Genomic DNA, 24,547 nt, shown 5'->3' with positions numbered 1-24,547 from the left:
TTTGATCCGCGCCTCTGCCACGGAAAGAATCCGTCCTCTCCTGCATTCGGCGCGAGAAAGTAGGTTTGCGACCCATCCTCTTGTTTGATCGCGGTCTTTTCATAGCCGTTCCACTTTTTTGCCGCCGCTGCCCCGATATTGCCTTTTATGGCCCGCATCACGCCGGGCCGTTTTGCACCGGGGAGTGCATTTGTCTGAACCGTGACCGACCTCACAGCGACCAATTGGCAACCATGTAAAAATCTCGGAATGCGGGTTTCGAATCGTTAACCGGTCGTTCATGCCCCGCATGGAAATGCTGGACTGGAATTGAAATTGAGAAGTGCAACTATGCCTGCCCCGAATGCCGTGCCTGCTGAAACATCCCTTCAACCATCCTGCCGCAAGACCGCCGCTCATGCACTCACAATTGTGCGCGACGGCGTAATCACCGGCGAGGGCCCCACCACCAAGGGCCGTATCCATTTCTCCCGCGCGCTCGATGCCGATGACGCCGCCTGGTGCGCGCGCATTCTCACCGTGAGCGCTGTCGAGCATGAGCCGGTGAGCCGCGCCGAAATCGAAGCATTGTTCGAAATCAGCGATGCCGCTGCGGAACGCACCGACGACGGCCGTTTCGACGATTTGCTGGCCAAGGCGGTCGCCCACCACGCAGCCTCTGAGTCCGGCCTGCCTGTGCCGCCGCGCACGGTGGCGCTGTCGCCGGATACGCCGATCGAGAGCTGGGCGCCGGTGAAGGCCGCCTACATCGACAGCAAGGTGCTGGAATGGATCGCCGGCCAGATGCGCGGCAAGCGCCACAGCAACCATCGCCTTGCGGCGCTGGTCGCCACCCTGGTCGGCGCCGCCGCACTGCCGCTCGCCCAACTGCCGGGCATGCTGGATATGGGATTGTTGTAGGTCCACTCGGCGATGATTGGTTTCGGGACGGCGGGGTAGAGCCCCGCCGTTTTTGTTTAGGTGTCTTGATCCGCGCATGCGAGGTATCCAGCATGCTGCGCTCCATCAGCGTCATTGCGAGCGAAGCGAAGCAGTCCATCGGCCAAGCTCAGTAATCCCACCAGCGACGCGGCGGCCGTTGCCGCGATTTTCAAATCAGACACCGGGCTAAAAAACGTGCTGGAACACTGATAGGGCGAATCAGGGGTTTAAATCTCACCCCGGCATCCCCATATGGGCACTCATGGCACAATGGAAATCATCGACCACGCGGCAACCACCGATGACGAAGGATGAGTTGCGCCTGATGCTGGCCGAGGCGGTCCGCAACACGCAGCCGATCGCGGATCACGGGCCGAAAGACTCCCCAAAGGCCGACGACGATCAGCCCTAGCTGGCCGCCAGCGGCTCGCCGCTCATTCGCAATAACCAACAAACGGACCAAGGCGCGGCGGCTGATGCCCGATCCCGACAGCTTGGCCCAATCAGACGTTCACAAAGGATAGCGGATGCGGATAGCTGCCAAGCCCACCGAACAAGAGATCACCGAAGGGCCGCAAGCGGTGTCCTTTCAGATCGCGAACGGGAATGCGCGGCAGCGCTGCATTCTGCAAACCGAGCTGCCGACGAAGGCGCTGGCCCAAAAGTATCTTCTCGCAAATTGGCCTGTTATCGAAAAGATGGCCCGCGACGCGCTCGCAGCGGGAAATCTTGAAGACGGCCAGATCAAACTCGTCATCGCCTGAGCAGTTCATCATGAACGCCAGTTTTGGATTGCAGGACCAGTCATGCTGAAAGATCGCGAGAATATCCTGAATGCGCTCCGCGAGAAGCCGCTCAAGGCCTATCAAGTCATGAGGCGGGCCAATCTCCCGAATGAGGAAGCCTGCCAATCCCTGCTTCTGAAAATGCGCGACGAAGGTCTGGTGAAGTTCGACATCCACAAGGGGCATTGGCTCATCGGATAGCCAGATACAAGCGGCGGGGTTATTTCCCGGCCGTTTTCTGTTTTCCGCCGTTCACTTCCAGCCCAAGCGTGCGGCCCGGAAAGCCCGCCGCGTCGAAATAGCGCTGCGAGCCGACGCGCTGGAAGTTCAGCACGGTGCGCAGGCCGTTCGCCGACGGTTTTGACGTCACGGTGCCGGCATAGGCCTTGGGCGTTGCGCCATTGGGCATCGCTTCGGTCATGACGCGGCCGATCAGTTTGCCCTTGGACTTTTGCGTGAGTCCCAGGAGCTTTGCCGCAGTGGCGCCGACGTCCGCGTTGCTGACGGGGAGGGGATCGACATAGCTCGATTTGAAGTCGGGCCCGATCGCCGCTGTGAAATTCAAGGTGTCGCCGCGGCTGAAGCTGCCATGCATGCCCTGGCCCTGACGCAGCACGGTATCAGCAATCTGGACCGAGCAGTTGGTCGGCTCGTCGCAACCTGACGACCAGGAGCGGAAGTTGACTACGATCGACGGGTGCGGCACGACGGCCTTGCCTTTGAGGCCGAGCTGCGACATCGGCAGCGTGCCTGGGAAATTTCCGAGCTCGTCATCGACAAAGAGGCCGCTGACGTAGTCCTGTTCCAGCAGCGCCTTGATGACGCGGTCCGCGAGCTTGCGCTCCTTGGCCGGGATATAGATCAGGTCCGATCCGCCGTTGGTCGCGACCACAACGTCGGGCTTCGCCGGATCCTTCCCGATCAAGCCGTTGCCCGCCCGGGGATGAGCGTTGTCGGCCACGCGGGCGTTCTTGTCGTTGGGGTCGAACAGCGGCAGGTTCAACGCCTTCGCCAGATCGATGGCAACGAAGCCCATCGGCAGGAAATCCTTCGGCGTGTCTTCGTAGGAGATCTTTGCCGCGGGGCTGGTCTTGCTTTCCTTCGAGATCGTCGAGAAGCCGTGATCGGAGGAGACGATGATGTTGGTCGACGCGGCGAGGCCGAGCTCGTCCAGCGCCTTGCGGAGCTGGGCGAGATTGTTGTCGGCGTTTCTGATGCCGGCCATCGAGGTCGGCCCGTTGATGCCGGGCGTGATGGTGTTGAGGCTGTCGCCGGTGTTGTGCTGGCTGCCGTCCGGGTCGCGCGACCAGAATACCAGCACGAACGGCTTGTTGCGCGCCTTGAACATCGGCAGCACGACCTTGGCTGCGACGTCGGCCATGTAAGCTTGTTGCGCAACGTTCGCTATCGTCGTGCCCGGCGTCTTGGCGTCGCCGGCCTTGCCGTTCTCGCCGCGTGAGGGCGTCGCCAGCGGCAGGTTGGCCTTGGTCAAAGCCTCCTTCATTTCGTCGGAAAGGGGGACGCCGTTCTTGCTGCCCGTAGCGTCGTCGATGATGATCGAATGCAGGCCGGCCGCACCGACCTTGTCCGTATGGTCGAAGATGAAGGTGGGACCGTGCTTGCCGATGGCCGCGGTGCTGTAACCCCTCTCGCGCGCCATCTTCAGAAGCGTCTCTTCGTTCAAATAGTCGCCGCCGAAATGCTCGTCGACCTCGAGAAGCACGGGGTTGACTTCGAGGAATGGCGTGACGGTGTTGTTGGAGTGGGCGATCGGACGGCCGGTGTAGATCGTGTTGCTGAAGGTGCCGGTATCGCCAAGGTAATGGCCGCTCGCCATCGCCGAGCCGTTCGCCATGGTGAAGGTCGGAAACAGCGAATGCGAGTTCTGGAAGTTGGCACCCTTGTCGCGCAGTTCGGCCATCGCGGGCGCGGTCTGCGGCGTCACGATGCGTCCGCGCAAACCGTCCGGCACGAACAGGATCAGGTTGCGCGGCGTGGCGTTTTGCGCGGACGCTGAACCGGCGACAAGCGCGATCAGGCCGGCGGACAGCAACACGATGGTGCGGCGCATCAGGTTCTCCCCCACAGGAAAGCGGTTCGGCGGTTCGCCGTCGCTCCCGTTTAGTTTTGCTCTGCGACGGGATTGTTACATTTGTGCGGAACCGGTCTCAAGAGCGGGAAACACTGGCGCGGCCCAGCAAAAGTCCTGTTTGGAAACACATGGAAACATTGCAGCCTGACGTCGTTCTTCGATGGAAGGAGGCCCGCCATGAGCAAGTTCCATGAGAAGGCTGAGGCTCAGACCAAACAGATCATCGGGCAAATGCTCGGCGACGAACTGCTGGTCCGGGAAGGCAAGGAGCAGCAGCGGCAAGCGACAGAGCCCGAATCGACTGATCCCGGATCGTCCGATGGTAGCGATGATCAGGGCATCGTCCGCGATCAACGAGGACAGGAGCAGCCCAAGGACAAGGACCGCGCCCAGCGCGTGAGCCGGGTCGACCGCGGCGGCGATCCGCCTGGAAAGAAGAAGGCTTCAGGCAATCGCTAGATATTCGGGCAATCGCCTTACAAAAGAGAAGAGGCGGTGTTGGACCGCCTCTTCTTAAATACCCGTTACGTTAGCTACTGGCAGATATGACGCCGGCCGTCCTCACCGATGAACGTCGTTCCGGGCTGACAGACGAAGCCATTATTGTAGCCGCCATAGTAGCGACGCCCGTAGTAGCCATCATTGTAAGCGTAGACGTCGTTTCGGAATGGCGCCGTCGCAATTGCGCCGGCCGTGCCGATCGCGCCGCCAACCACGCCAGCGGCTATTTCACCCGGCCAGAATCCGCTGTGCCGATGATAGACACGGTCCTGGGTTTGCGGTTGGCGGATGGCATCCGATCGTCCGTGAGGATCCTGCGCCAGTGCCGGCGCTGCGACTGCAGTGGAAAGAACCGCGGCTGCAGTTAGGAGCTTCAAGTTCATGAGTTGCCTCCGTTGTAGTGACATCGGGCCAACCGGTGGCGCCAACGACGGTTCCGATATCGTGATCGGCTCGTTTCAAACGGATGTGAGGTTTCAGTTCCAGCTTCTGTTCCGCCAAAGGCGCTCAATTCGCAAAGCGCATCAGTATTGCGTAGCCGGCCAGTCAGGTTTCGCGCGCTGAGAATCCATCGATGCGTAGAGCATTTTTCAGGCGCATCCAACCGCTTGAATGGGACTCATCTTCATGGCCGGCTTCGTCCAGGCCTTCCACGTTCTTCTTGACTCTATTGCAACAAAGGACGCGGATGCATGGCGGCAAGGCTGGGTATAACGAGAGCGAGAGTCTCGGGAGAATATACGCAAGACATGTTCAGCGCGAACAACTCCCGCACCAGCTTTCAAGCAATACGTTGCGGCAGTTGCACGGGCGTCTGCCGCTTCCGGAGACATTGGGCAAAAAATCGGAACGGTGTCAGCCCATCCGTCGTTTCTGGTTCGTCGTCTTTCCCTCCCGGAGACGACAATTCTTAATGGCCCCGGCGCGCCGATTGCGTCGGGGCCCTTTTTCCAGCCTGCAACGATCGAGGTTTGGCGCCTCGCGGTTGAGCGTGGAGGGCTAGCAATGTCGGGTGCCGGACAGACGCCACTCCCGCGAAAAGGATAGCGTTCGATATCAACGGTACCCTCCGGCAGCCGCGTGACTGAGAGACAGAAAGTGCTCCCGCCATTCCGGGAGCCCTCATGCAATCATTTTCGAGCAATCTGCTGCTGTCGTCGTTTGACCCGCCGGACCTGGAGGTACTGCGGCCTCACCTCAGGCCGGTCGCACTGGAGTCCACCAAAATACTGCACGAGGCCGGGGAGAAGATTAGCGGGGTTTACTTTCCATTTGACGCGGTGGTCTCCCTCGTGGTGCTGCTCGAGAGCGGAGAAACCGTTGAAGCCGCTATGGTTGGCCGCGACGGTGTCGTCGGCGCTTCGGCAGCCTTGGACGGCAAGCTGGCCTTAAATCGCGCGATCGTTCAAATCGGCGGACATGGGGTGCTCTGTGAGCCCGACACATTCAAGCGCGTGATGCTTGACCGCCCCGGCATGCTTTCGACGGTCATCAGTCACGAGCAGACGGTTTATGCCCAGGCGCAGCAATCCGCCGCCTGCAACATCCTTCACGATTCGACGGCACGGTTGTGCCGATGGCTGCTGCGGGCGCGCGACCTGTCGGGAAGCGATACGCTCCCCTTCACACAGGAGTTTCTCGCGGAGATGCTGGGTGTCCGGCGAACGACCGTTTCGCCGGTGGCGCATATGCTGCAAGCGGCTGGAATGATCCGATACCGGCGGGGCAAGATCGAGATCACCGACGTGGAAGCGCTGCGAGAAAGCGCCTGCGAGTGCTATGAGACGGTTCGTGACAATTACGATCGGTTGCTGGGGCGCAAACGCAATAGCGGCTCTGATCACGCACCTCAGAAGGATTGAAATTACAATCCGCTTGCGAAATGGTCGTCAATCTAGTCAGGTGATCGCGACGCGCTTTTGGTCGAAGTCACGGCGTCTGGCTTGATGGGATCAGCGTCCAACGTTCTTATCTCGGAATGATGGCATGTTCTGCATTCGAATGTGCGGTGCTCCAGCCCGTCCGAACCAATGGAGACGGCAACAGCGGTCATTCTCGCTGCGCAGTTTGGACAGCGCGGAGATGGAAGAGGGAGCAGCTCCGGATCGGGCCTGGCCATGAAAAAAAATTGCGCGTGGACCGATCTCAGGTCTATCCAGTTGCCGACATAGCCGGGTCGATATCTCACAATAGGCTCGGTCGCCGAGCCGGCCAAGCGGTCAACGCATCCAAGTGCGTTCTCAAGCTGCCGCTTCGTCATTTTTGATCGTTCTTCGATATGGCGTCGCCTTGCCCTGACGTAGAGTTCCTGACGCGTATGCCCGTCCGACTTCCGCGCACGGCCGATCGCGGCTTTTCCGCCTCTCGCGGTCGGACTTCCGCGCTTTTTTCCTCATCGCCGGATTCCCAATCTCCACGCGGCGAGCCGAGAGATTAAACCGGGTTCGCGCGTCGCGTCCTGAACTGAACGCGGTGCCAGGCGGGATAGACCAGCCAGAATCCGAGCAAGGCAACAAGCGCAGCCGCGCCGGCGCTCAACGCAATGGCCGTATCGTGCGTTGTCTTGAAGAACACCACGGCGACATCGGAGGATATGCCAATGGCCAGCGGTATCGATGCGGCAATCACGAGGCGTGAGCCGATCTTGAAAAATTCCGGATCGTCTTCTCCGTCAAAGGCGAGGCGATGCACGGCCGCGGGCGTCATCAGAAGGACGACGGCGAGTGCGACGGCGCATAGTCCGGCACAGTGAATATACTTGAAAAGGGCGGGCAGTTCGCCGAACGCTTTTGTCAGCGTCGCGACCAGTTGAAACCCGAGGAGGGCCTGGCCGCCGGGAATGATGACCCGCGCTTCCGTCAGCATCTGCTCGATCTTGGATTTCAGCGAAGTCTTGTTGGAGGTTTCTGGCATTTGCTTCTTCCGATTCCGTTTCAATGCGAAGCCGAGGCCATAGAGAAACCCAAGCCCGATTGCGGTAAACGATAGGCCTACGGCCCCACCCGTCATGCGTCCGAACAGGAATTCGAACGTCACGAAGGCCGATATGCCCAGCCCAACCGTCAAGGGCAGCAGACTGGCACCGGCTAGCATCGTCGCAGTTGCTATGGCTTCGGGCCGGCTCTCTCCCTGGAAGATAATTTGGTGAAACAGCGAAGGAGCAATCAGGAGGCTGATGCTGATCAACATCAGCACGAGCCCCGCGCTATGAATCAAGCGGCTTGCCTCGGAGATGTCCGAAAAGCGCTCCTGGAACACAGCCTCGAACTGAAATCCGAACAGGACCTGGGCGCCGAGGATCAGAAGCCTCGATTCATCGAGCGCGGTCTTCAATCGGCTTTCGACTTCCATTGCAATCTCCGTCTAATGAACTTTTCGGGGAACAGCGAGTTCCAGCGCCGGCCCGCCTTTCGGTCCAAAGGCGCCGAAGTCGGCTCGTCGGGAACGATGCTCTGCAGTGCCGATTGACGGGGACAGCTCAATCTCAGGGAGCGCCCCATGGATCTCGGCGGAAAGAAAATCGCTATTCTGGCAACGCATGGTTTTGAACAGTCGGAACTCGAATTGCCGCGTGATCGGCTCAAGAAAGCCGGCGCAGTCGTCGACGTGATCTCGCCGGCATCAGGCGAAATCAGGGGATGGGACAAGAAGGACTGGGGACGGCCGGTCGGGGTCGACAAGACGCTCGATCAGGCTTCACCTGCGGACTATGACGCCGTTGTGCTGCCTGGCGGGCAGATCAATCCCGACCTGCTTCGGGTGGAACAGAAAGCGCTCAAGTTCATCCGGGATATTTTCGACGCCGGGAAAATCGTCGCTGCCGTATGCCATGCGCCGTGGCTCCTGATCGAAACCGGTATCGCCAGGGGACGAAAGATGACCTCCTACAAGTCGATCAAGACCGATGTCGCCAACGCCGGTGCCAAATGGGAGGACTCGGAGGTCGTGGTCGACCAGGGCGTGATTACGTCCCGCAACCCCGGTGATCTCGAAGCGTTCAGTGCGAAGATCGTCGAGGAGGTGAGGGAAGGCCGCCACATCAGGCGCAGTGCAGCCTGACCGCAAATTGCGAGGTAGCCATGAAGAGCAAACGTATCGGCGCCGATGACGAGGCGCACGTTCACGTGGTCATTCTGGACACGGGCGAGGAGGCGTTTGCCGCGCTCACCCGGTTCGCCGCCGAATCCGGGATTTCGGCGGCCTCACTGACCGCGATCGGCGCCTTCGAACGGGCAACCGTCGGCTGGTTCGATGTCGCCGCGAAGAGCTACCGGAAGATCGAGGTCGACGAGCAGTGCGAAGTCCTCAGCGCGATCGGCGACGTTGCCGCCGGCGACGATGGCAAGCCCAGCTTGCACGTTCACGTCGTGCTCGGCCTTGCTGATGGCTCGACGCGCGGCGGTCATCTGCTGGCAGCAACCGTCAGGCCGACGCTCGAAGCGATCTTGACCGAAGCGCCGGCAGCGCTTCGACGCAAGAAGAGGCCCGACCTCGGAATTGCCCTGATCGATCTTGAGGTCGGGGGCGGATAGCATCCGATGAACGGCCTAGGAACCATTTCATTCGGTCCCATGTTGTCAGCGCACCATCAATGGAGGAAGTCATGCCTGACAAAGACCTGAATGAATTATTCCTGGATACTCTCAAGGATATCTACTACGCCGAGAAGCAGATCCTGAAGGCGCTGCCGAAAATGGCGAAGGCCGCCACCTCGGACAAGCTGCGGGCCGCCTTCGAAAAGCACCACGAGGAGACCGAGGAGCAGGTTGAAAGGCTGGAAGAGATATTCGAGTTGCTCGGCAAGGCCGCGCGCGGCAAGAAGTGCGAGGCGATCGAAGGCATCATCGATGAAGGCAAGGACATCATGGAGCAGTATGCCGACACGCCCGCGCTCGATGCCGGCCTGTTGGCCGCCGCCCAGGCGGTCGAGCATTACGAGATTTCACGCTACGGCACCCTGAAAGCCTGGGCCGCCAAGCTCAACAATCCGCAAGCGGTGAAATTGATTGATCAGACCCTGGCCGAAGAGAAGAAGACCGACGAAACCCTGACCAAGATCGCGGAAACCGCAGTCAATTACGAGGCCGCGGCTTAAAGCGATCGCGGGCGCGGTGCGGGTCTTGCCGGCTGTGGCGCGAACTGCCCCGCGCCCGCAGGGGCTTTGGGATGCAATGCGTTGGGATGCGACTCTTTGGGATGCGAGACTGCCGCGGTTGGCGGCGCCTCTCCGGGCAATCCAAAGCCGGTCCAGCGCCTGAGCAGCCGTTCGGTCGCTACTCCGATCGCTAGTCCCGCGACCACGTCGCTGGTCCAATGCGCCAGCAGAACGATCCGTGCCAGGACTAGCCCTGTGCCGATCGACCAGGCCAGATTTCGCTTGCGAGGCGGCAGCACGGAAGCCGCCGATGCGAGCGCGCCGACGTGGACGGCATGGCCAGAGGGAAAGGCGTCGAGAGGTTTTCCCGAAAATGGCACGCCATGGAGGTGTCCGAGGATTGTCTGGCGGTCCGGGCGCTTCTGATCGAAAATTGTCTTCAGAACGTGCGGCAACAATGTAACCGCTATTGTCGTCAGCAGGACATGGCTGCTGTCGCGCCGGGCGCGCCGGCTTCCGCTTCGGCAGTAGAGCCAAAAGCCGGCCGCGAGCGCGCAAAGAATGTGCTCGTCAGCTCCCCAACTCACGATCTGCGCAGCCGTTTCGGCCTTGGCATTGGTGTTTCGCGAAATTGCATCTGCAATTTCGATGTCGGCTTGGGTTGGTCGAACCCGGAAAAGCGCCATCGTTCGCCTTCTTCAACGGAGAAAACTCTACCATAGCCCCGTCGTCCGTGATCTCCGGCGGGGCTGCAGTTCGACGTCACGGGCAAACGCCGATACACGAAAACCCGGAGGTTTGTTGATGGTTCCAGCTGCAGGAACCATCGATGGCGGCCGGACCTCTGCTGAGTTCGCTGTCGTACATTCCGCAAGTGAGAGAAGTCCGCACCGGTCAATCGACGGAAGATCTTTCGCGTCGCACCTTGATCGCCCTGACCGCCGGTCTCGCGCTCTGGGTATTGTACGGCGCCCATCAGGGCCCGACTGGGTCATCGTTGCAGCCAATCTGGTCGGCGCCGGCCTCACCGGATTTGTGCTCTATCGCAAGCTGCAGGAGGGCGGCGGCCGAGCGCGTCGCCCGACCACGGCTGATGCCGCGCCGGCAAGTATCGCCCGAAGGTGCCGGCTCGAGCAGTCAATTCGAGCCCATGCCGAATAGGCTAAATATTTGACCGGCCGGGCGCCAGCGTAAGCAAACGTTTAGCCGCTGCCAGTAAAATACCGGCATCAACTTCTGCATTAACCTCTGGTTAGTCATGCGCCTTCTGCCGATGAAAGAGCCGGACAGGTCCTGGCGGTCGATCAAGGGCCAATGGAAGAAGGACGCCGAAAGCGTCGGCGAGGACTTTTCGACCTTTTCGATGGGCAGCTTCACGGCGTTTGACGCGCTGACCAAGGAAGGCGATCACCCGAGCCTGTACTGCCTGTCCGACGGCGAGCGGATTCACGCGGCCTGCCAGGTCAGCCGCCTGATGATGAGCAAGTTTCCGGATCCGATCCTTCGCGCGCGCCTCATCGTGATGTCGCCGATTTACGAACTCGGCATCGCCGATGCCGGCCAATACGCCCAGATGATGGTGGCGCTGTTCTCGGGCATCGTATGGCTGTCGAGGGATACTATGTCGGCGAGCCACATCCGGTTTTTCCTGCGCAGTCCCGGAGATTCGCAGTTCTTCGCGGCGCTGCAGGCTTCGACGCCGGGATCGCTGTTTTCGAAGTTCACGATCGACGGCGCCCTGATCGAGTGCAGTCTCGAGGAAGACGAGCTGGCAGAAACAGCCTGATTGCGCGGCCGCCTTAACCTCGCGATAACTGGATTTGCTAACCCGCTTTTGGCTTGTGGTCCCTACAACAAGCGCCTGTGGGGACGGCGAAAATGCTGAACAATTCATCGGAAGACTTCGTCGCGGCGAGCCAGCCGCTGTTCGGTCGCGGCATGCCGTGGCGGATCAGGCTGGCGGCGATCCAGTGGCTGATCCTGAGTGCGGCGGTGCTCGTGATCGCGATCATGCTCGGCACCGGCTATTTCGCCATGCAGTACCGCGAGCGGGCGCTGGAAGTTGCCGAGCGCGAACTCAACAACAGCGCGCTGTTGCTGTCGCGACATTTCGACCAGCAACTGTTGGACCTCCAGCATGTCCAGGAAGACGTCGTAACCGGCCTGCGGGCGGACGGGGTCTACACCGCCGACGAGTTCGAAAAGAAGATGTCGACCTTGAGCGCGCACGAGATGCTGCGCATGAAGCTCTCGGTGTTGCCGCATGTCGGTGCGCTCAATCTCTGGAGCGCCAAGGGCTGGCTGATCAATTCGTCCGAGATGTGGCCGGTGGCGGACTCGACCATTACGGACCGGCGCTACTTCCAGGAGTTCATGTCGGGCAGGCCGACGCCCGACGTGATTGTCGAGCCGGTCGTGAGCAGGGTGACCAAGGTCTGGACCACCATTTTCGCGCGGAAGATCAGCGGCCGTGAGGGCGAGATCATCGGCTTTGCCGTGCGCGGCATCGAGCCTTCCCACTTCGAGGACTTCGTCGCATCGCTGGCGCTGGATAGCGACACCGCGATTTCGATGATTCACCGCGACGGCACCATCATTGCCCGTTATCCCGAGGACGACAAGCTGATCGGTATGAACGTCGCCAATACCGACGCGTTTCAGCGCGCACTGACGCTGGACGGCAACGTTTCGGGGCGCTTCACCAGCGCGAGGTTGTCGGAAGACAAGGTCGGCGCGGTCAAATCGCTGATGCACTTTCCAATCCTCATCGTCGCGACTACCAGGACGGAGACCGCACTCGCCGACTGGCGGGCGCAGACGAGGCTGCAATTTTTTGCGGCAGCGCTGGCAATCGTCGTCGTGATCGGAATGGTTTTTCTGGTCGTGCGCCAGCTACACCGCCAGCACGCCGCCGCGCAGCGCAAGCTATCGGAGAAGAGCCGGCATCTCGACACCGCGATCAATAACATGACGCAAGGCCTGCTGCTGTTCGATTCCTCCGGCCGCCTCGTGATCTGCAACCGGCGCTATATCGACATGTTCGGGCTCTCGCCGGAGATCGTCAAACCGGGCTGCCATCTGCGCGACTTGGTCCGCCACCGTCAGGAGCGCGGCTCCTTCGTCGGCGATGTCGACGCCTATTGCGCGCGCTTTCTCGATCCCAACGGCAGCCCGGTTCAGGACACGGTGACCTCGACGCCGGACGGGCGCACGATCCGGCTGATCTTCAAGCGGTCGGCGGACGGCGGCTGGGCCACGACGCTGGAAGACGTCACCGAAGGGCGGCGCGACCAGGCCAGGATCGAGCATCTCGCCCATTACGACGCCTTGACCAATTTGCCGAACCGCACGCTGTTCCAACGCCATGCGGAAGGATTGCTGCTGGAAACCGAGCGGCGGGAGTTCGCGATCCTCTATATCGACATCGACGAGTTCAAGCGTATCAACGACACGCTGGGACATCTGATCGGCGACGAGTTTCTGAAGTGCGTGGCGGAGCGCTTGCGCCAGTCGGTCGGCTCTGAAGATTTCATCGCCCGGCTCGGCGGCGATGAATTCGCTATCCTCCAAGACGGCATCGCGAGCGCCGAGGACGTTCACGCGTTGGTCGCGCGGATCTATCATGCATTGCGCACCCCGTTCGATTGCCATGGCCATCAGCTTGCCAGCGACGCCAGCATCGGCATCGCGATCGCCCCGCGCGACGGCTCGGACCTGCTCGATCTCCTGAAGAACGCCGATCTTGCGATGTATGCCGCGAAGGCCGCCGGCCGCAGGACCTATCGCTTCTTCTATCCCGAGATGGAGCAGCAGGCCAATCACCGCCGCGAGCTGGAGGCCGACTTGCGCGAGGCGCTGCTGCAGGGCGGGTTCGAACTGCACTATCAGCCGCAGGTCGATCTGCGCGGCGACGGCGTCACCGGCTGCGAGGCGCTGTTGCGATGGCGGCATCCGGTGCGCGGCATGATTTCGCCCGCCGACTTCGTGCCGGTCGCCGAGGAAACCGGCCTGATCGAAGAGATCGGGCAGTGGGTGTTGCGCACCGCCTGTACCGAAGCGGCGATCTGGCCGTCCCATATCCGCATCGCCGTAAACGTCTCGCCGATCCAGTTCCGGTCAGAAACGCTGTCGATGAAAGTCGCCGCCGTTCTTGCCGAGACCGGGCTCGACCCGCGCCGGCTCGAGCTCGAGATCACGGAAGCCGTCCTGATCGCTGACGATGACGCCGCGCTGGCGACGCTGAACCAGCTCCGCGCGCTCGGCATCCACATCGCACTCGACGATTTCGGCACCGGCTATTCCTCGTTGCAATATCTGCAGCGCTTCCCGTTCGACAAGATCAAGATCGACCGTTCCTTCGTCAAGGAAGTGACGTGCAATTCCTCGTCGGCCTCGATCATCCGCGCGGTGGTCAGCATCGCCGCCGATCGCAACATGATCACGACGGCCGAAGGCGTCGAGACGCTGCAGCAGCGCGAGACCGTGCAGAATCTCGGATGTACGCAGATGCAGGGCTATCTGTTCAGCGCCGCGCGCCCGGCGCAGGAAATCCGCGCGCTCTTGGCATCAGGGGAGGCCGGCGTTGAGGCCGTGGCGTGAGCTGTCCTAGCGGCGCGCCTCGGAAATCGCCTTCCTGAGAATCCGCGACAGCAGCTCCACCGAATAGGGTTTCTGAATCAGCTCGAAGCCGCGGTGGGCGCTCTCCGCCAGCACGTTGCTGTAGCCGCTGGTCAGGACCACAGGCAGGCCGGGATAGCGCTCGCGCACGATGCCAGCGAGCTCGACGCCGTTCATGCCGGGCATGATGACGTCGGAAAACACCAGATCGGCGGAAAACTCATCCTCTGCCAGGATTGCCAGCGCGGCATCCGCGCTGGCGACGCGGCGTACGGTGTAGCCGAGATCTTCCAATAGCTCGGTGGAGAACTGGCCGACGTCGTCATTGTCCTCGACCACGAGGACGCGGTAGCCGCGGCCGCGAGCGGCGGGCTCGCTGCCGGTCGCGGCGGCCTCGACGGCATCGGCCGGCACCGGAGCCTGCGGCAGGTAGATCGTGAACGTCGCGCCCTGGCCAGGCTTGCTCGTAACCGCGATGTCACCGTCGGACTGCTTGGCGAAGCCGAACGCCTGGCTGAGGCCGAGGCCGGTGCCCTTGCCGACTTCCTTGGTGGTGAAGAACGGCTCGAAAATCGTCTCGAGCAGGGCAGGGGCGATGCCGCAGCCGGTATCGGTCACGGTGATGGCGACGAAATCGCCGCTACGGGCAGGCTGGGCACGCAGTGGCGGAATGGCATCCACCTTGCGGACCTGGATGGTCAGCCGACCCTCGCTGTCCATGGCATCGCGGCTGTTGACGGCGAGATTCATCAGCGCGGTTTCGAATTGCGCGATATCGGCGATCGCGTAACAATTGAGATCGGCGATGTCGACGTCGATCCTGATCCGGGCGCCGACCAGGGGACGGATCAACTGTGCGACGGATTCAACCTGGGTGCCGACGTTGAAGACCTGCGGCTTCAGTGGCTGCCTGCGGGCGAACGCCAGCAATTGTCCGGTCAGCTTGGAGGCCCGCTCCACGGTCTCGGCGATCGCGTCGATGTAGCGCCGGCGCCGCTCTTCCGGCAACTCGCGGCGGCGCAGAAAATCTGTCGCGGAGCGGATGATGGTCAAGAGATTGTTGAAATCGTGCGCCACACCACCGGTCAACTGTCCCACCGCTTCCATCTTCTGCGACTGCCGCAGCGCTTCCTCCCCCTGGCGGCGCTCGGTGACGTCGATGGCTTCCGGCACCGCACCGATCACCGCGCCGTACTGGTCGTGCAGCGGACGCATCGCGAAATCGAAATAGCGGTCGCCGATCGGCAGGTGCAGCAGCATCTCGATCTTGACTTCTTCGCCTCTCATCACGGTGATGAAGGCGTCGCGGACGGCATCGCGCATGCCGGAGGTCGCGGCAAACCACGGCGTTTCCCAGAACGGCTGGCCGACCACAGCGCCGGCATCGGCGCCGATTCCGGCCAGCGCGGTCCCGTTGGCATAGAGCACGTCACCGTGCCGGTTGAGCAGCGCCTGATACTGGTGGCTGGTCTCGAAGATCGCCCGCATCTGCGCTTCGCTGGATTCGAGCTGCGCGGTCCGCTCTGTGATCTTCAATTCCAGGATTTCGTTCAGCCGGCGCAAATCGTGTTCAGCCTGCTTGGCCGATGTGACGTCGTGGGCAACGCCGATGAAGCCGATGTGCTTGCCGGTCGGATCCCAGCGCGGCTGGGATTCCGAGCGCAACCACCGCCATTCGCCGTCGGCACGCTGGTAGCGGGCCTCCAGCACGAACGGTTTCAGCGAGGCCTCGCCTGCGATGGATTCCTGCACGATGCGCAGCGCATCGTCCGGATGCAGCCGCTTGCGCCAATCGAACACGATGGCTTCCTCGAACGGCAGTCCGAGGAAATCGACATAGGCCTGGTTGGCGAAGGAACGCGTGCGGTCGAGCTTGGTGACCCAGATCGGGACCGGCGCGCTGTTGGCGATCAGGCGGAACCGCTCCTCGCTTTCGCGCAAGGTGGCCTGCGCTAGCATTTGATCGGTGACGTCGCAATCGGCGCCGACGAGGCGAAGCGCGCGGCCGTCGCGGTCGCGCTCGATCTTGGCGACGACGCGGATCCATCGGATCGCGCCGTCGTTTGGCCGCACGATGCGGTATTCGGCCGAATAGTCTTCGCTCTGGCTCTTCAATACGCCGAACAGGTCCTGGACCGTTCGTTCGCGATCCTCGGGATGGATTCGACTGACCCATTCCTCGTAGGTCTCGTTGGCCGCCTCGGGCGGCAGCCCGTGAACCAGAAGGTATTCGGGGGAGCGGCGGTTCTTGACGCCATCACGGAAGTCGATTTCGAGCCCGCCGACGCCAGCGATGCGCTGGATCCGCGCCAGCTCCGCTTCGCGCTCCTGCAACGCACGATGGGCTCTGTCGCGTTCGCTTGCGATTTCCTGGAGATGTTGCCGCAAGCGCTCGGCAGCGGCAGCTTCAGGCAGGACGTTCGTGGTGTCGGAAGATGTCATGCGTGCCGGCAACCTCTGCCGGCACTTTCACACAATAGCCGGCGCGTTTGCCAGCCTCATTTGCTCTTGGTGGTTGACCGGCAGTTATAGGCCCTGCGGAACCCGGCGGCTTGCGCATCTTCCTCGGAACAGAACCAGCGATCCGGCTTCAATCCTGGATAGGAGCGGCACATCTGCAGGTGGTAGATGCCGAGGTTCCCGGTGACGCGTGCGCGGATGGCGCGCTTGCCTTTGATGTTGCAGCCCGCCGGCATGACGAGCTCCTCGGGGAACAGGGCCTCGCGGATTTCGCGGTCGCGGTCGGCGCGGCACGAGGCACCGAGCAGGGCGCCGTCCTCCTTCCCGGCGCGGAACTCGCGCGGCGCAACGAAGCAGCCTTTCCAGAGACCTTGGCGGTCGTCCCTGGCGCGCGCCTCATCCACCTGGAAGCGCCCGCTGGCGGAGGCTTCGACATTCAGAGCAAAGCCGTTGCGGACTAACAATTGGCTGAGACTTGTGGTGTCGCCCTCGATCTTGCATACGCCGATGTGCCGTTTCTTGTAGGCGGGATCGGGGCCAAGATCGTCGCAGCGGACCTGTTTGCCGCCGATCAACTTGCTCAGTTGATCGCGCGCCTCGACACCGCAGGTCCAGCTATCGGCGTGTTCGTCGATGCAGAGTTGATCGGCGGTCGGGACATCGATGCCATCGAGCCGGTAGGTCAAATTGCCGAGCTGAAGCGTGCTGCCGTCCCGGACGACGGCGGTGGCAGCCAAACTCTGGCTGGCCGGAAGGACGATCGACAGCAACGTTGCAACAAGAAAAATTCGAGACCGCATCTGTTTCATTTCAAATCAATTCCACAACCGCCGCTGCCTTCTAGCACAAGGTGATGTGATTGAACCAAGGCGATGACGCGATGACGCTAATGGCGCGCGGAAGCAGGTTGGGGAAAACGGCGAGGGCAGGCGGCCGAGGCCGAGCGGTCCCATTGACTTCATGAGAACAAAATAGGTACATAGCGCCGTCGCTCAAAACGGAATATTGCCATGTCGTCCTCTTCACAGCCGAAATCCGAAGAGGGGGATGAACTGGAAAGCGCGGTGGATCAGGCGATTTCCGCCTGCGGCGGCGATATGCGGGCGACGATCCGCGCGCTGATTGTCGCCAACGAATATCTGGAATCCGAAGTCGGCGAGCTGATGAAAGCGGTATCCCACGCCTACGCGCGGGGCCGGTTCAACTCCTATTCCGGGTGAGTAACTGCCGGGCTGGGCAGCCGCGCGCTACGAGACCGTTGCCTCCATCGATTTTTGCTGTACGACGGGTGTGTTACCCGCGTCCCGCATGTCTCATTGCGGGGAGGATCCCGCCCAAAGCTCAAGCAAGAAGAACATGTTCAAGAGAATTCTGATCGCAAATCGCGGCGAGATCGCCTGCCGGGTCATCAAGACTGCGCGCCGCATGGGGATCGAGACGATAGCGGTATATTCCGAGGCCGATCGCGATGCGCTGCACGTCGAAATGGCCGATGACGCGGTGCTGATTGGTCCGCCGGCGGCGGCCGAGAGCTATCTGCTGATCGACCGGATCATCGACGCCTGCCGCAAGACCGGCGCGGAGGCCGTGCATCCCGGCTACGGCTTCCTGTCCGAACGCGAGGCGTTTCCGCGCGAGCTCGCCAAGGCCAGCATCGTCTTCATCGGCCCCAATCCGGGCGCGATCGCCGCGATGGGCGACAAGATCGAATCCAAGAAGGCCGCCGCAAAAGCAAAAGTCTCGACCGTCCCTGGGCATCTCGGCGTGATCGAGGACGAAAAGCACGCGGTGAAGATCGCCGACGAGATTGGCTATCCCGTGATGATCAAGGCCTCCGCCGGCGGCGGCGGCAAGGGCATGCGGATCGCGCATTCGAAGAAGGAAGTCGCCGAGGGTTTCAATCTCGCCAAGGCTGAGGCCAAATCCTCGTTCGGCGACGACCGCGTCTTCATTGAAAAGTTCATCGTCGATCCCCGCCACATCGAGATACAGGTGCTCGGCGACAAGCATGGTAACGTGATCCATCTCGGCGAGCGCGAATGCTCGATCCAGCGCCGTAACCAGAAGGTCATCGAGGAAGCGCCGTCGCCGCTGCTCGACGAGACCACCCGTCGCAAGATGGGCGAGCAGGCGGTCGCGCTCGCCAAGGCCGTGAACTACGATTCCGCCGGCACCGTCGAATTCGTCGCCGGCCAGGACAAGAGTTTTTACTTCCTGGAGATGAACACCCGCCTGCAGGTCGAGCATCCCGTCACCGAATTGATTACCGGCATCGATCTCGTCGAGCAGATGATCCGGGTTGCCGCCGGCGAGAAGCTTTCGATCGCGCAGAAGGATGTTACGCTGACCGGCTGGGCCGTGGAGTCCCGTGTCTATGCCGAGGATCCGTTCCGCAATTTCCTGCCGTCGATCGGCCGGCTGGTGAAATACCGGCCACCGGCGGAAGCGAGCCAGGACGGCGTCACCATCCGCAACGATACCGGCGTGCAGGAAGGCGGCGAGATCTCGATCCATTACGATCCGATGATTGCCAAACTCGTCACGCACGCGCCGTCGCGGGCCGCTGCGATCGAGGCGCAGGCCACCGCGCTTGACGCGTTCTACGTCGATGGCATCAGGCACAACATTCCGTTTCTGTCGGCACTGATGAACCATCCGCGCTGGCGCGAGGGCAAGCTTTCGACCGGCTTCATCGCGGAAGAATTCCCGAAGGGATTTTCGGCGCGTTCGCCGGAAGGCGAGATCGCGCGGCGGCTGGCCGCCGTGGGCGCCGCAATCGATCACGTGCTCGGCGAGCGCAAGCGCCAGATTTCGGGCCAGATGAGCGGCCGGCTGGTGCAACGCGAGCGCCGCCGCGCGGTGTGGCTCGACCGCGACGAAATCGCGCTCGACGTGGCACGCGAGGCCGAGGGCATCGCGGTGCGCTTGATCGGCGCGGACGGCCTGCCCGGCAATCCGCACAATCTGGTTTCGGCGTGGACGCCGGGCGAACCGGTCTGGCAGGGCACCATCGACGGCCATTTCGTGGCGATGCAGGTGCGCGCGATCCCGAACGGCTTCCGCCTCGCGCATCAGGGCTTTGAAGTTGCAGTCAACGTCTTCACCGAAAGCGAGGCCGCGGCCGCGCGGCTGATGCCGGTAACTTCCGCGGCCGACACCGGCAAGAAGCTGTTGTGCCCGATGCCCGGGCTCGTGGTGTCGATTGCGGTCGCCGAAGGCCAGGAGGTCAAGTCCGGCGAGACGCTGGCCGTGGTGGAAGCCATGAAGATGCAGAACGTGCTGCGCGCCGAACGCGACGGAACTGTGAAGAAGATTCACGCCGCGGCCGGCGCGACGCTGGCGGTGGATGCGCTGATCCTGGAGTTTGCGTAACGCTTCCCGTTCCGTCATTGCCTGCGACAAACGCGAAGCGTTTGTGCAAGGGAGCGTCACGACGAAGCAATCCATGGTTCGGCTTGTGGCGCTATGGATTGCTTAGCTGCGCTCGCAATGACGGTAGATAGAACTGAGGGCAACCATGGCTTACCGTCAGCGCCGCGAGAGATTGCGTTCCATTCTCAACGGCCGCGCCTGCATTCGGCCCGGATCGGTCTATGACGCGACCTCGATCCGCATTGCCGAAGACCTCGGTTTCGAGCTCGGCATGTTCGGCGGCTCGGTGGCCTCGCTGGTCGTGCTCGGCGATCCCGATGTTGCGCTGATCACGTTGACGGAGCTGGCCGAGCAGATGCGCCGGATGTCGCGCGCCTCGACTTTGCCGGTGCTGGTCGACGCCGACCATGGCTATGGCAACGCGCTCAATGTCCGCCGCACCGTGCAGGAACTCGAGGCTGCCGGCGCCGCCGGCCTGACCATCGAGGATACGCTGCTGCCGCAGGCGTTCGGGCAGTCGGGGACGCAACTGATCCCGCTGGAGGAGGGCGTCGGCAAGATGAAGGCTGCCCTCGATGGGCGCGGCGATCCCTCGCTGGTCGTCATGGGCCGCACTGGCGCGGTATCCGTTAGCGGTCTCGACGACGCCATCGCGCGCGCGAAGGCGTATGAAGCCACCGGCGTCGATGCGCTGTTCTTCACCGGCATCAGGAATCGCGAGGAACTGGAGGCCATTTCCGCGGCAACGAGCCTGCCGATCGTGCTCGGCGGTGTGCCCGAGGAGATGATCGCGCTCGATTATCTCGCTGGTCAGCGCGTGCGGATCGCGCTGCAGGGCCACGCGCCGTTCGCCGCCGCGACGCAGGCCGTCTACGAGACGCTGAAGGCCCTGCGTGAGGGAACCTCGCCGAAGAATCTGAAGAGGCTGGCGTCGTCCGAACTGACGGGCCGGGCAATGCGTGATATCGACATGAACGCACGCGCGAGCGAATTCCTCGGGTTGAAGAAACCATGAGCGACGCCATCCGCCATGTCACGATCAGGGGCCGGGTGCAGGGCGTCGGCTACCGCGCCTTTGTCGACCACGCGGCGCGGTCGCGCGATCTCGAAGGCTGGGTGCGCAATCGCCGGGACGGCAGCGTCGAGGCGTTGTTCGCAGGCCCTGCGGCGGCCGTGACCGCCGTGATTGCGGCATGCCGGCGTGGACCGTCATCGGCGCGGGTCGATGCCGTGCAGGATGACGCCGGCAATCCCGATATGCTGAACCTGCGGGAGGCAGGGGAGCGGTTCTCGGTGCTGCCGACGATCTGACCGGCGTCGTATGGCCGACGGGCACTCGCGAGGTGAATTGAATGAAGCAGCAACACCCTGGACAACTCGACTGGCGACGGATCCATCACTCGCCGATATTCTGGATCGGGGTCGTGATGTGCCTGGCCGCGATTTCGATCTATGTGCTGTCTGATGACCTCTCGTGGCGGCCCGGCGCGCGCTAGGACGGGGAGGCGTCAGGACATGTACTCATAAATTCGGGGTGATGCGCCCCGACCCTTCTAACGGCGCCCCGAAGCGATTGAGCACGCAGCATTCGCGACGTGCGAAGAAGATCTGCAAATTGTTTTCGATACAGATGGTAATCACACCAATTCCTTCAGCCCCGAAATGATGTCGGCTCTGGAGCAGATGTTTCAGCGCAAGTTACCACAGATAGTCGTCAAGAGCCACGCGCTGCCGAGCAGCGCGATGAAATCGCGCCGTTGGAATTGATTGAACAACATTCGGTCTCTGCTGGCAGGCCGGAATGCAGGATATCAAATGGCCAGGGAATCGGTCAGGGAGAACCCGAGACTCTTCACAACCCGCTGCTCGCTGGCCGATCCTCAGAGTTCGTTTTGGGGTCAAACGGCGACATGGACCGGCGTCGGAGCCATGTCGCGTTCACTCCTGAAAACGGACATCGCTCCGGGCGTTCCGCAGGTCTGCTTTGGGGCCACAACCGAACCAAGGTCCGGCGCCGAAGCTACTTCGGATTGCGCGGGAATGGGATGAACCCGTCCTGGTTCGGCATTCTCACGTTGGGCAGCGAGTGCGCGTCGAGCACGTCGGTTGCCCCGATTATCCCGTTGAGATGGAGGATGTAGGCCGATACGGCATACAGTTCGTCCGCGGTGAGCGATTTCGACTCCTGGAAGGGCATAGCTCGACGGATATAGTCGAACAGTGTTGTCGCATAAGGCCAGAAACTTCCCACAGTCTTTACCGGTATCTTGTCCGGCGCAAGTGTGCCGATGCCGCCGACAAGCGCACCAGCGAGCGCGTTACTTGGCCCGATTCCCTTCTCGCCGTGGCAGGCCTGACAGTACGCGACATAGATGGCCTCACCCTCGATTGCGGTGCCACGCCCGGGCGGCAGGCCTACGCCATCCGGTCCGATGCTGATGTCCCACGGGGCGATATCGGCCGGCGCGATCGGTTGCCCAAACTGCGGGGCTTGGGCCAGAGCTGCCGACGCGACCGTCAGCATGGACAGGCAGCCGGCGATGCGTTTAGGCGTAGACATTGTTGACCTCCCCCATTTCGTCGATGCGCCAGCTTGCGATGGCATTGTAGTGGTAGACCCCACGCAGGCCACGCTCGGCCGCGAACTGCGCGCGCGTCGGCTGGACCATGCCGGTATCGTCAGTAGCGCGGCTCTGCAGCACGGCGGGACCGCCGTTCCATTGCCACGCTGCGCGGAAGCGCACGGGCGCCTTTGGCAGGATCGGCCCCTGCAAAGCCGCCGGCGCCCAGCTTTGTCCGCCGTCGGCCGAGACTTCGACCTGCCGGATGCTGCCGTTGCCCGACCACGCCAGGCCGGAAATTTCGTAGAACCCGGGTCCCCGCAGCGCGAGTCCCGGCGATGGACGTGCAATGAAGGACTTCACCTCCATCGGGAACACAAACTGCCAGGCCTTCTCATCCTTGAGCAGGATCGTGTATTTCGAGGTTTCGTCTTTGCTCATGGCCGGGCCGGCAGTCAGCTTGAGCCGGCGCAACCACTTCACATTCATGTTGCCTTCGAAGCCAGGCAGCAGCAGCCGCACTGGATAGCCGTTCGACGGCCGCACTCGCTCGCCGTTCTGATAGAAGCAGACGAGCGCATCATCCATCGCCTTGGCGATGGGGATGCTGCGGCTCATGGCGGCGGCATCGGCGCCTTCGGCGATCACCCAGCGCGCCGCGGGTTCGACGCCGGCTTCATCGAGCAGTGTCGAGACCGGCACGCCGGTCCATTCCGAACAACCCACCAGGCCGTGGATAGCCGTCGCATTGAGCGGCTGCGCCTGCGGCGCGTTGAGCACCTGACTGTTGCCGCCACACTCGATGAAGGCGATACGCGATTGCATCGGATAGCGCGACAGGGCTTCAACCGTAAACACGAGCGGGCGCTTCACCAGCCCATGGATCACCAGCCGGTGTTGATCGGGATCGATGTCCGGGATGCCGGAATGGCTGCGCTCGAAATGCAGTCCGGATGGCGTAATCATTCCCTCGAGCAGATGCAGCGGCGTGCGCGACGCGCCGACGCCCGGCGTGGCGGGGGACGGCAGAAAGGCCTTGACGACCTTGCTCTCGAAGGGTGAGGGCTGGCCATAGCCTACAAATCCCGAACCCGGCGTCTTCATCCACGGCTGCACCGCAAGCGGTTCTGCTGATGCGCAGGACAGGCCGGTGCCAGTCGCACCGACAGCGAGCGTACCTTCAAGAAAGATACGGCGGCTTAGAATTCCGTTGCCCGCAGCCGGCTCGACGGGATCCCGATTTATTTTTCTGATCATGTGCGTTCTCCCTTTGACGTGAAGCCGCCAACCGAAGAAGACCCTCGCTCGTGAGATCCGAGAAAACGAGAAGGTCCGATCTTTGAAGATGCGGGTGAGCTATGATTGACCTCCGACGCGTGCAGCCTGCACGAAGGCTCGAAGTGCATGCGGCCGAGTTCTTGCATCAGGTCGCTGTGGCAAATGTGCCCGTTAACAGAGTTGTGACGAACATCCGCAATGTTGGTTTTCATGGCGATGCCCCGCTGCGGTCAAAACAAGCAAAACCATCGCCGTGCGTTCGTGCGCACGGCGAGCGCTCCTTGAGAGACCGGCACAGGTGGACTGTTTGTTTTTGTTGAGCGTGCGATGGACGCCGACGGCTCGCGCTGCCCATTCGCCGCGAACGGATACATCGCACGTCCGGTCTCGAAGAGCTGCTTCCAAGAAAGCTAACCGATCTCAATTGTATCCAAAAGAGGCCTGATGTCGGCGAGGGCGCGGCACAATGTCCGCCTGGGCACGCGAATGCTGAAGCCGTTCGAGTTCGGCCTCGGAGGACCTCTCGGCTCAGGCCGGCAGTGGATGTCATGGATCGAGCGCGACGATCTGATCCAGCTGATCGCTCATGTGATCGCGCGTCCGGAAATCTCAGCTCCGGTCAACGCGACGGCGCCGATCCCGGTCACCAATTTGAAATTTACCGAAGAGCTTGGCCGGAGGCTGCGCCGGCCTGCGATGTTCCGCATCTCCGACGCGCTGCTGCGCCGTGTCGGCGGCGATTTCGCCAACGAATTTGCTGCTGGGCGGCCAGCGCGTGTTGCCGAACAAGGCGCTAAGCAACGGATTCGTATTCCAGCACGAAACACTACGCAGCGCGTTCGAGGCGATTTTGTGAGAAACGCAG

The 24,547-nt window shown here is 62.1% G+C and carries 24 protein-coding genes and 1 pseudogene; 17 read left to right on the top strand and 8 right to left on the bottom strand.

The genetic code is table 11. The features are described 5' to 3' along the window. Positions 1 to 330 precede the first annotated feature (330 nt). The 3 genes from HCN58_RS25580 (at position 331) to HCN58_RS25570 (ending at position 1,907) form a co-directional block, all read left to right on the top strand. Positions 331 to 900 carry a hypothetical protein gene (locus HCN58_RS25580; protein ID WP_171582136.1) on the top strand — a complete coding sequence of 190 codons (570 nt, stop codon included), beginning with the start codon at positions 331 to 333 and terminating at the stop codon, positions 898 to 900. A 548-nt stretch (positions 901 to 1,448) separates the two neighbouring features. Then, complete coding sequence (locus tag HCN58_RS25575; RefSeq protein ID WP_171582135.1) at positions 1,449 to 1,685, top strand: hypothetical protein; 237 nt, start codon at positions 1,449 to 1,451, stop codon at positions 1,683 to 1,685. A 42-nt stretch (positions 1,686 to 1,727) separates the two neighbouring features. Further along, a complete protein-coding gene (locus HCN58_RS25570) occupies positions 1,728 to 1,907 on the top strand; it encodes a hypothetical protein (RefSeq protein WP_171581866.1) in 180 nt (59 codons plus the stop codon). A gap of 19 nt (positions 1,908 to 1,926) precedes the next feature. On the opposite strand, the gene HCN58_RS25565 is transcribed toward HCN58_RS25570, so the two are convergent. Further along, positions 1,927 to 3,777: an alkaline phosphatase family protein gene (locus tag HCN58_RS25565; protein WP_171582134.1), complete on the bottom strand. Its 1,851-nt coding sequence runs from the start codon at positions 3,775 to 3,777 to the stop codon at positions 1,927 to 1,929. A gap of 198 nt (positions 3,778 to 3,975) precedes the next feature. Here HCN58_RS25565 and HCN58_RS25560 point away from each other — a divergent pair, with 198 nt between their 5' ends. Then, positions 3,976 to 4,257, top strand: a complete 282-nt coding sequence (locus tag HCN58_RS25560; protein WP_171582133.1) for a hypothetical protein — start codon at positions 3,976 to 3,978, stop codon at positions 4,255 to 4,257. 74 nt (positions 4,258 to 4,331) lie between these two features. On the opposite strand, the gene HCN58_RS25555 is transcribed toward HCN58_RS25560, so the two are convergent. Continuing rightward, entirely contained in the window at positions 4,332 to 4,682 is a 351-nt protein-coding gene (locus HCN58_RS25555; RefSeq protein WP_171582132.1) for a hypothetical protein, read from the bottom strand. 741 nt (positions 4,683 to 5,423) lie between these two features. On the opposite strand from HCN58_RS25555, the gene HCN58_RS25550 reads away from it, so the two are divergent. Continuing rightward, positions 5,424 to 6,161: a Crp/Fnr family transcriptional regulator gene (locus tag HCN58_RS25550; protein ID WP_171582131.1), complete on the top strand. Its 738-nt coding sequence runs from the start codon at positions 5,424 to 5,426 to the stop codon at positions 6,159 to 6,161. A gap of 571 nt (positions 6,162 to 6,732) precedes the next feature. On the opposite strand, the gene HCN58_RS25545 is transcribed toward HCN58_RS25550, so the two are convergent. After that, positions 6,733 to 7,650: a DUF6328 family protein gene (locus HCN58_RS25545; RefSeq protein WP_235983867.1), complete on the bottom strand. Its 918-nt coding sequence runs from the start codon at positions 7,648 to 7,650 to the stop codon at positions 6,733 to 6,735. Between the two features lie 147 nt (positions 7,651 to 7,797). Between HCN58_RS25545 and HCN58_RS25540 the strand changes: the two genes are divergently transcribed. The 3 genes from HCN58_RS25540 (at position 7,798) to HCN58_RS25530 (ending at position 9,394) form a co-directional block, all read left to right on the top strand. Further along, on the top strand, positions 7,798 to 8,358 hold the full coding sequence (locus tag HCN58_RS25540; protein WP_171582129.1) for a type 1 glutamine amidotransferase domain-containing protein: 561 nt from the start codon (positions 7,798 to 7,800) through the stop codon (positions 8,356 to 8,358). Positions 8,359 to 8,378: 20 nt separating this feature from the next. Then, the gene (locus HCN58_RS25535; protein ID WP_171582128.1) at positions 8,379 to 8,831 is read left to right on the top strand and encodes a PPC domain-containing DNA-binding protein; all 453 of its coding nucleotides are present in this window, start codon (positions 8,379 to 8,381) and stop codon (positions 8,829 to 8,831) included. Positions 8,832 to 8,902: 71 nt separating this feature from the next. Next, entirely contained in the window at positions 8,903 to 9,394 is a 492-nt protein-coding gene (locus HCN58_RS25530) for a YciE/YciF ferroxidase family protein (protein WP_171582127.1), read from the top strand. Here the strand turns inward: HCN58_RS25530 and HCN58_RS25525 are convergent. After that, on the bottom strand, positions 9,391 to 10,080 hold the full coding sequence (locus tag HCN58_RS25525) for a phosphatase PAP2 family protein (protein WP_171582126.1): 690 nt from the start codon (positions 10,078 to 10,080) through the stop codon (positions 9,391 to 9,393). The genes HCN58_RS25530 and HCN58_RS25525 overlap by 4 nt on opposite strands. Before the next feature lie 143 nt (positions 10,081 to 10,223). Between HCN58_RS25525 and HCN58_RS25520 the strand changes: the two genes are divergently transcribed. The 3 genes from HCN58_RS25520 (at position 10,224) to HCN58_RS25510 (ending at position 13,993) form a co-directional block, all read left to right on the top strand. After that, positions 10,224 to 10,568 (top strand): PQ-loop domain-containing transporter, encoded by a 345-nt coding sequence (locus HCN58_RS25520; protein WP_235983865.1) that lies wholly within the window; start codon positions 10,224 to 10,226, stop codon positions 10,566 to 10,568. Positions 10,569 to 10,652: 84 nt separating this feature from the next. Then, on the top strand, positions 10,653 to 11,180 hold the full coding sequence (locus HCN58_RS25515; RefSeq protein ID WP_171582125.1) for a hypothetical protein: 528 nt from the start codon (positions 10,653 to 10,655) through the stop codon (positions 11,178 to 11,180). A gap of 152 nt (positions 11,181 to 11,332) precedes the next feature. Beyond that, the gene (locus HCN58_RS25510) at positions 11,333 to 13,993 is read left to right on the top strand and encodes a bifunctional diguanylate cyclase/phosphodiesterase (RefSeq protein ID WP_171582198.1); all 2,661 of its coding nucleotides are present in this window, start codon (positions 11,333 to 11,335) and stop codon (positions 13,991 to 13,993) included. A 6-nt stretch (positions 13,994 to 13,999) separates the two neighbouring features. Here the strand turns inward: HCN58_RS25510 and HCN58_RS25505 are convergent, their stop codons facing one another. Next, positions 14,000 to 16,453: a hybrid sensor histidine kinase/response regulator gene (locus HCN58_RS25505; protein WP_235983861.1), complete on the bottom strand. Its 2,454-nt coding sequence runs from the start codon at positions 16,451 to 16,453 to the stop codon at positions 14,000 to 14,002. Positions 16,454 to 16,509: 56 nt separating this feature from the next. Then, entirely contained in the window at positions 16,510 to 17,271 is a 762-nt protein-coding gene (locus HCN58_RS25500) for a thermonuclease family protein (protein ID WP_171582197.1), read from the bottom strand. 210 nt (positions 17,272 to 17,481) lie between these two features. Here HCN58_RS25500 and HCN58_RS25495 point away from each other — a divergent pair, with 210 nt between their 5' ends. From HCN58_RS25495 to HCN58_RS25475, 5 genes are all read left to right on the top strand, one after another. Next, positions 17,482 to 17,691 (top strand): hypothetical protein, encoded by a 210-nt coding sequence (locus HCN58_RS25495; protein WP_171582123.1) that lies wholly within the window; start codon positions 17,482 to 17,484, stop codon positions 17,689 to 17,691. Between the two features lie 136 nt (positions 17,692 to 17,827). Beyond that, positions 17,828 to 19,843, top strand: coding sequence for an acetyl-CoA carboxylase biotin carboxylase subunit (locus tag HCN58_RS25490; protein ID WP_171582122.1), 2,016 nt, complete (start codon positions 17,828 to 17,830; stop codon positions 19,841 to 19,843). Between the two features lie 145 nt (positions 19,844 to 19,988). Continuing rightward, positions 19,989 to 20,858, top strand: coding sequence for an isocitrate lyase/PEP mutase family protein (locus tag HCN58_RS25485; RefSeq protein ID WP_171582121.1), 870 nt, complete (start codon positions 19,989 to 19,991; stop codon positions 20,856 to 20,858). Continuing rightward, the gene (locus HCN58_RS25480; protein ID WP_171582120.1) at positions 20,855 to 21,154 is read left to right on the top strand and encodes an acylphosphatase; all 300 of its coding nucleotides are present in this window, start codon (positions 20,855 to 20,857) and stop codon (positions 21,152 to 21,154) included. Before HCN58_RS25485 ends, HCN58_RS25480 begins: the two co-directional genes overlap by 4 nt. A 41-nt stretch (positions 21,155 to 21,195) precedes the next feature. Continuing rightward, entirely contained in the window at positions 21,196 to 21,339 is a 144-nt protein-coding gene (locus tag HCN58_RS25475; protein ID WP_171582119.1) for a hypothetical protein, read from the top strand. A 524-nt stretch (positions 21,340 to 21,863) separates the two neighbouring features. Here HCN58_RS25475 and HCN58_RS25470 read toward each other — a convergent pair. Together HCN58_RS25470 and soxC are read right to left on the bottom strand one after the other, a co-directional pair. After that, positions 21,864 to 22,403 carry a c-type cytochrome gene (locus HCN58_RS25470; protein ID WP_171582118.1) on the bottom strand — a complete coding sequence of 180 codons (540 nt, stop codon included), beginning with the start codon at positions 22,401 to 22,403 and terminating at the stop codon, positions 21,864 to 21,866. Further along, a complete protein-coding gene (gene soxC, locus HCN58_RS25465; RefSeq protein ID WP_171582117.1) occupies positions 22,390 to 23,661 on the bottom strand; it encodes a sulfite dehydrogenase in 1,272 nt (423 codons plus the stop codon). Before soxC ends, HCN58_RS25470 begins: the two co-directional genes overlap by 14 nt. 501 nt (positions 23,662 to 24,162) lie before the next feature. Here soxC and HCN58_RS25460 point away from each other — a divergent pair. Beyond that, positions 24,163 to 24,538 (top strand): annotated as a pseudogene (locus HCN58_RS25460) (DUF1731 domain-containing protein); the annotation flags it as partial. Between the last annotated feature and the right edge of the window lie 9 nt (positions 24,539 to 24,547).

Source organism: Bradyrhizobium australiense (assembly GCF_013114825.1).
Lineage (GTDB): Bacteria > Pseudomonadota > Alphaproteobacteria > Rhizobiales > Xanthobacteraceae > Bradyrhizobium > Bradyrhizobium australiense.
The sequence above is the reverse complement of the archived record's forward strand: the minus strand, read 5'-3'. Positions and strand labels throughout refer to the sequence as shown.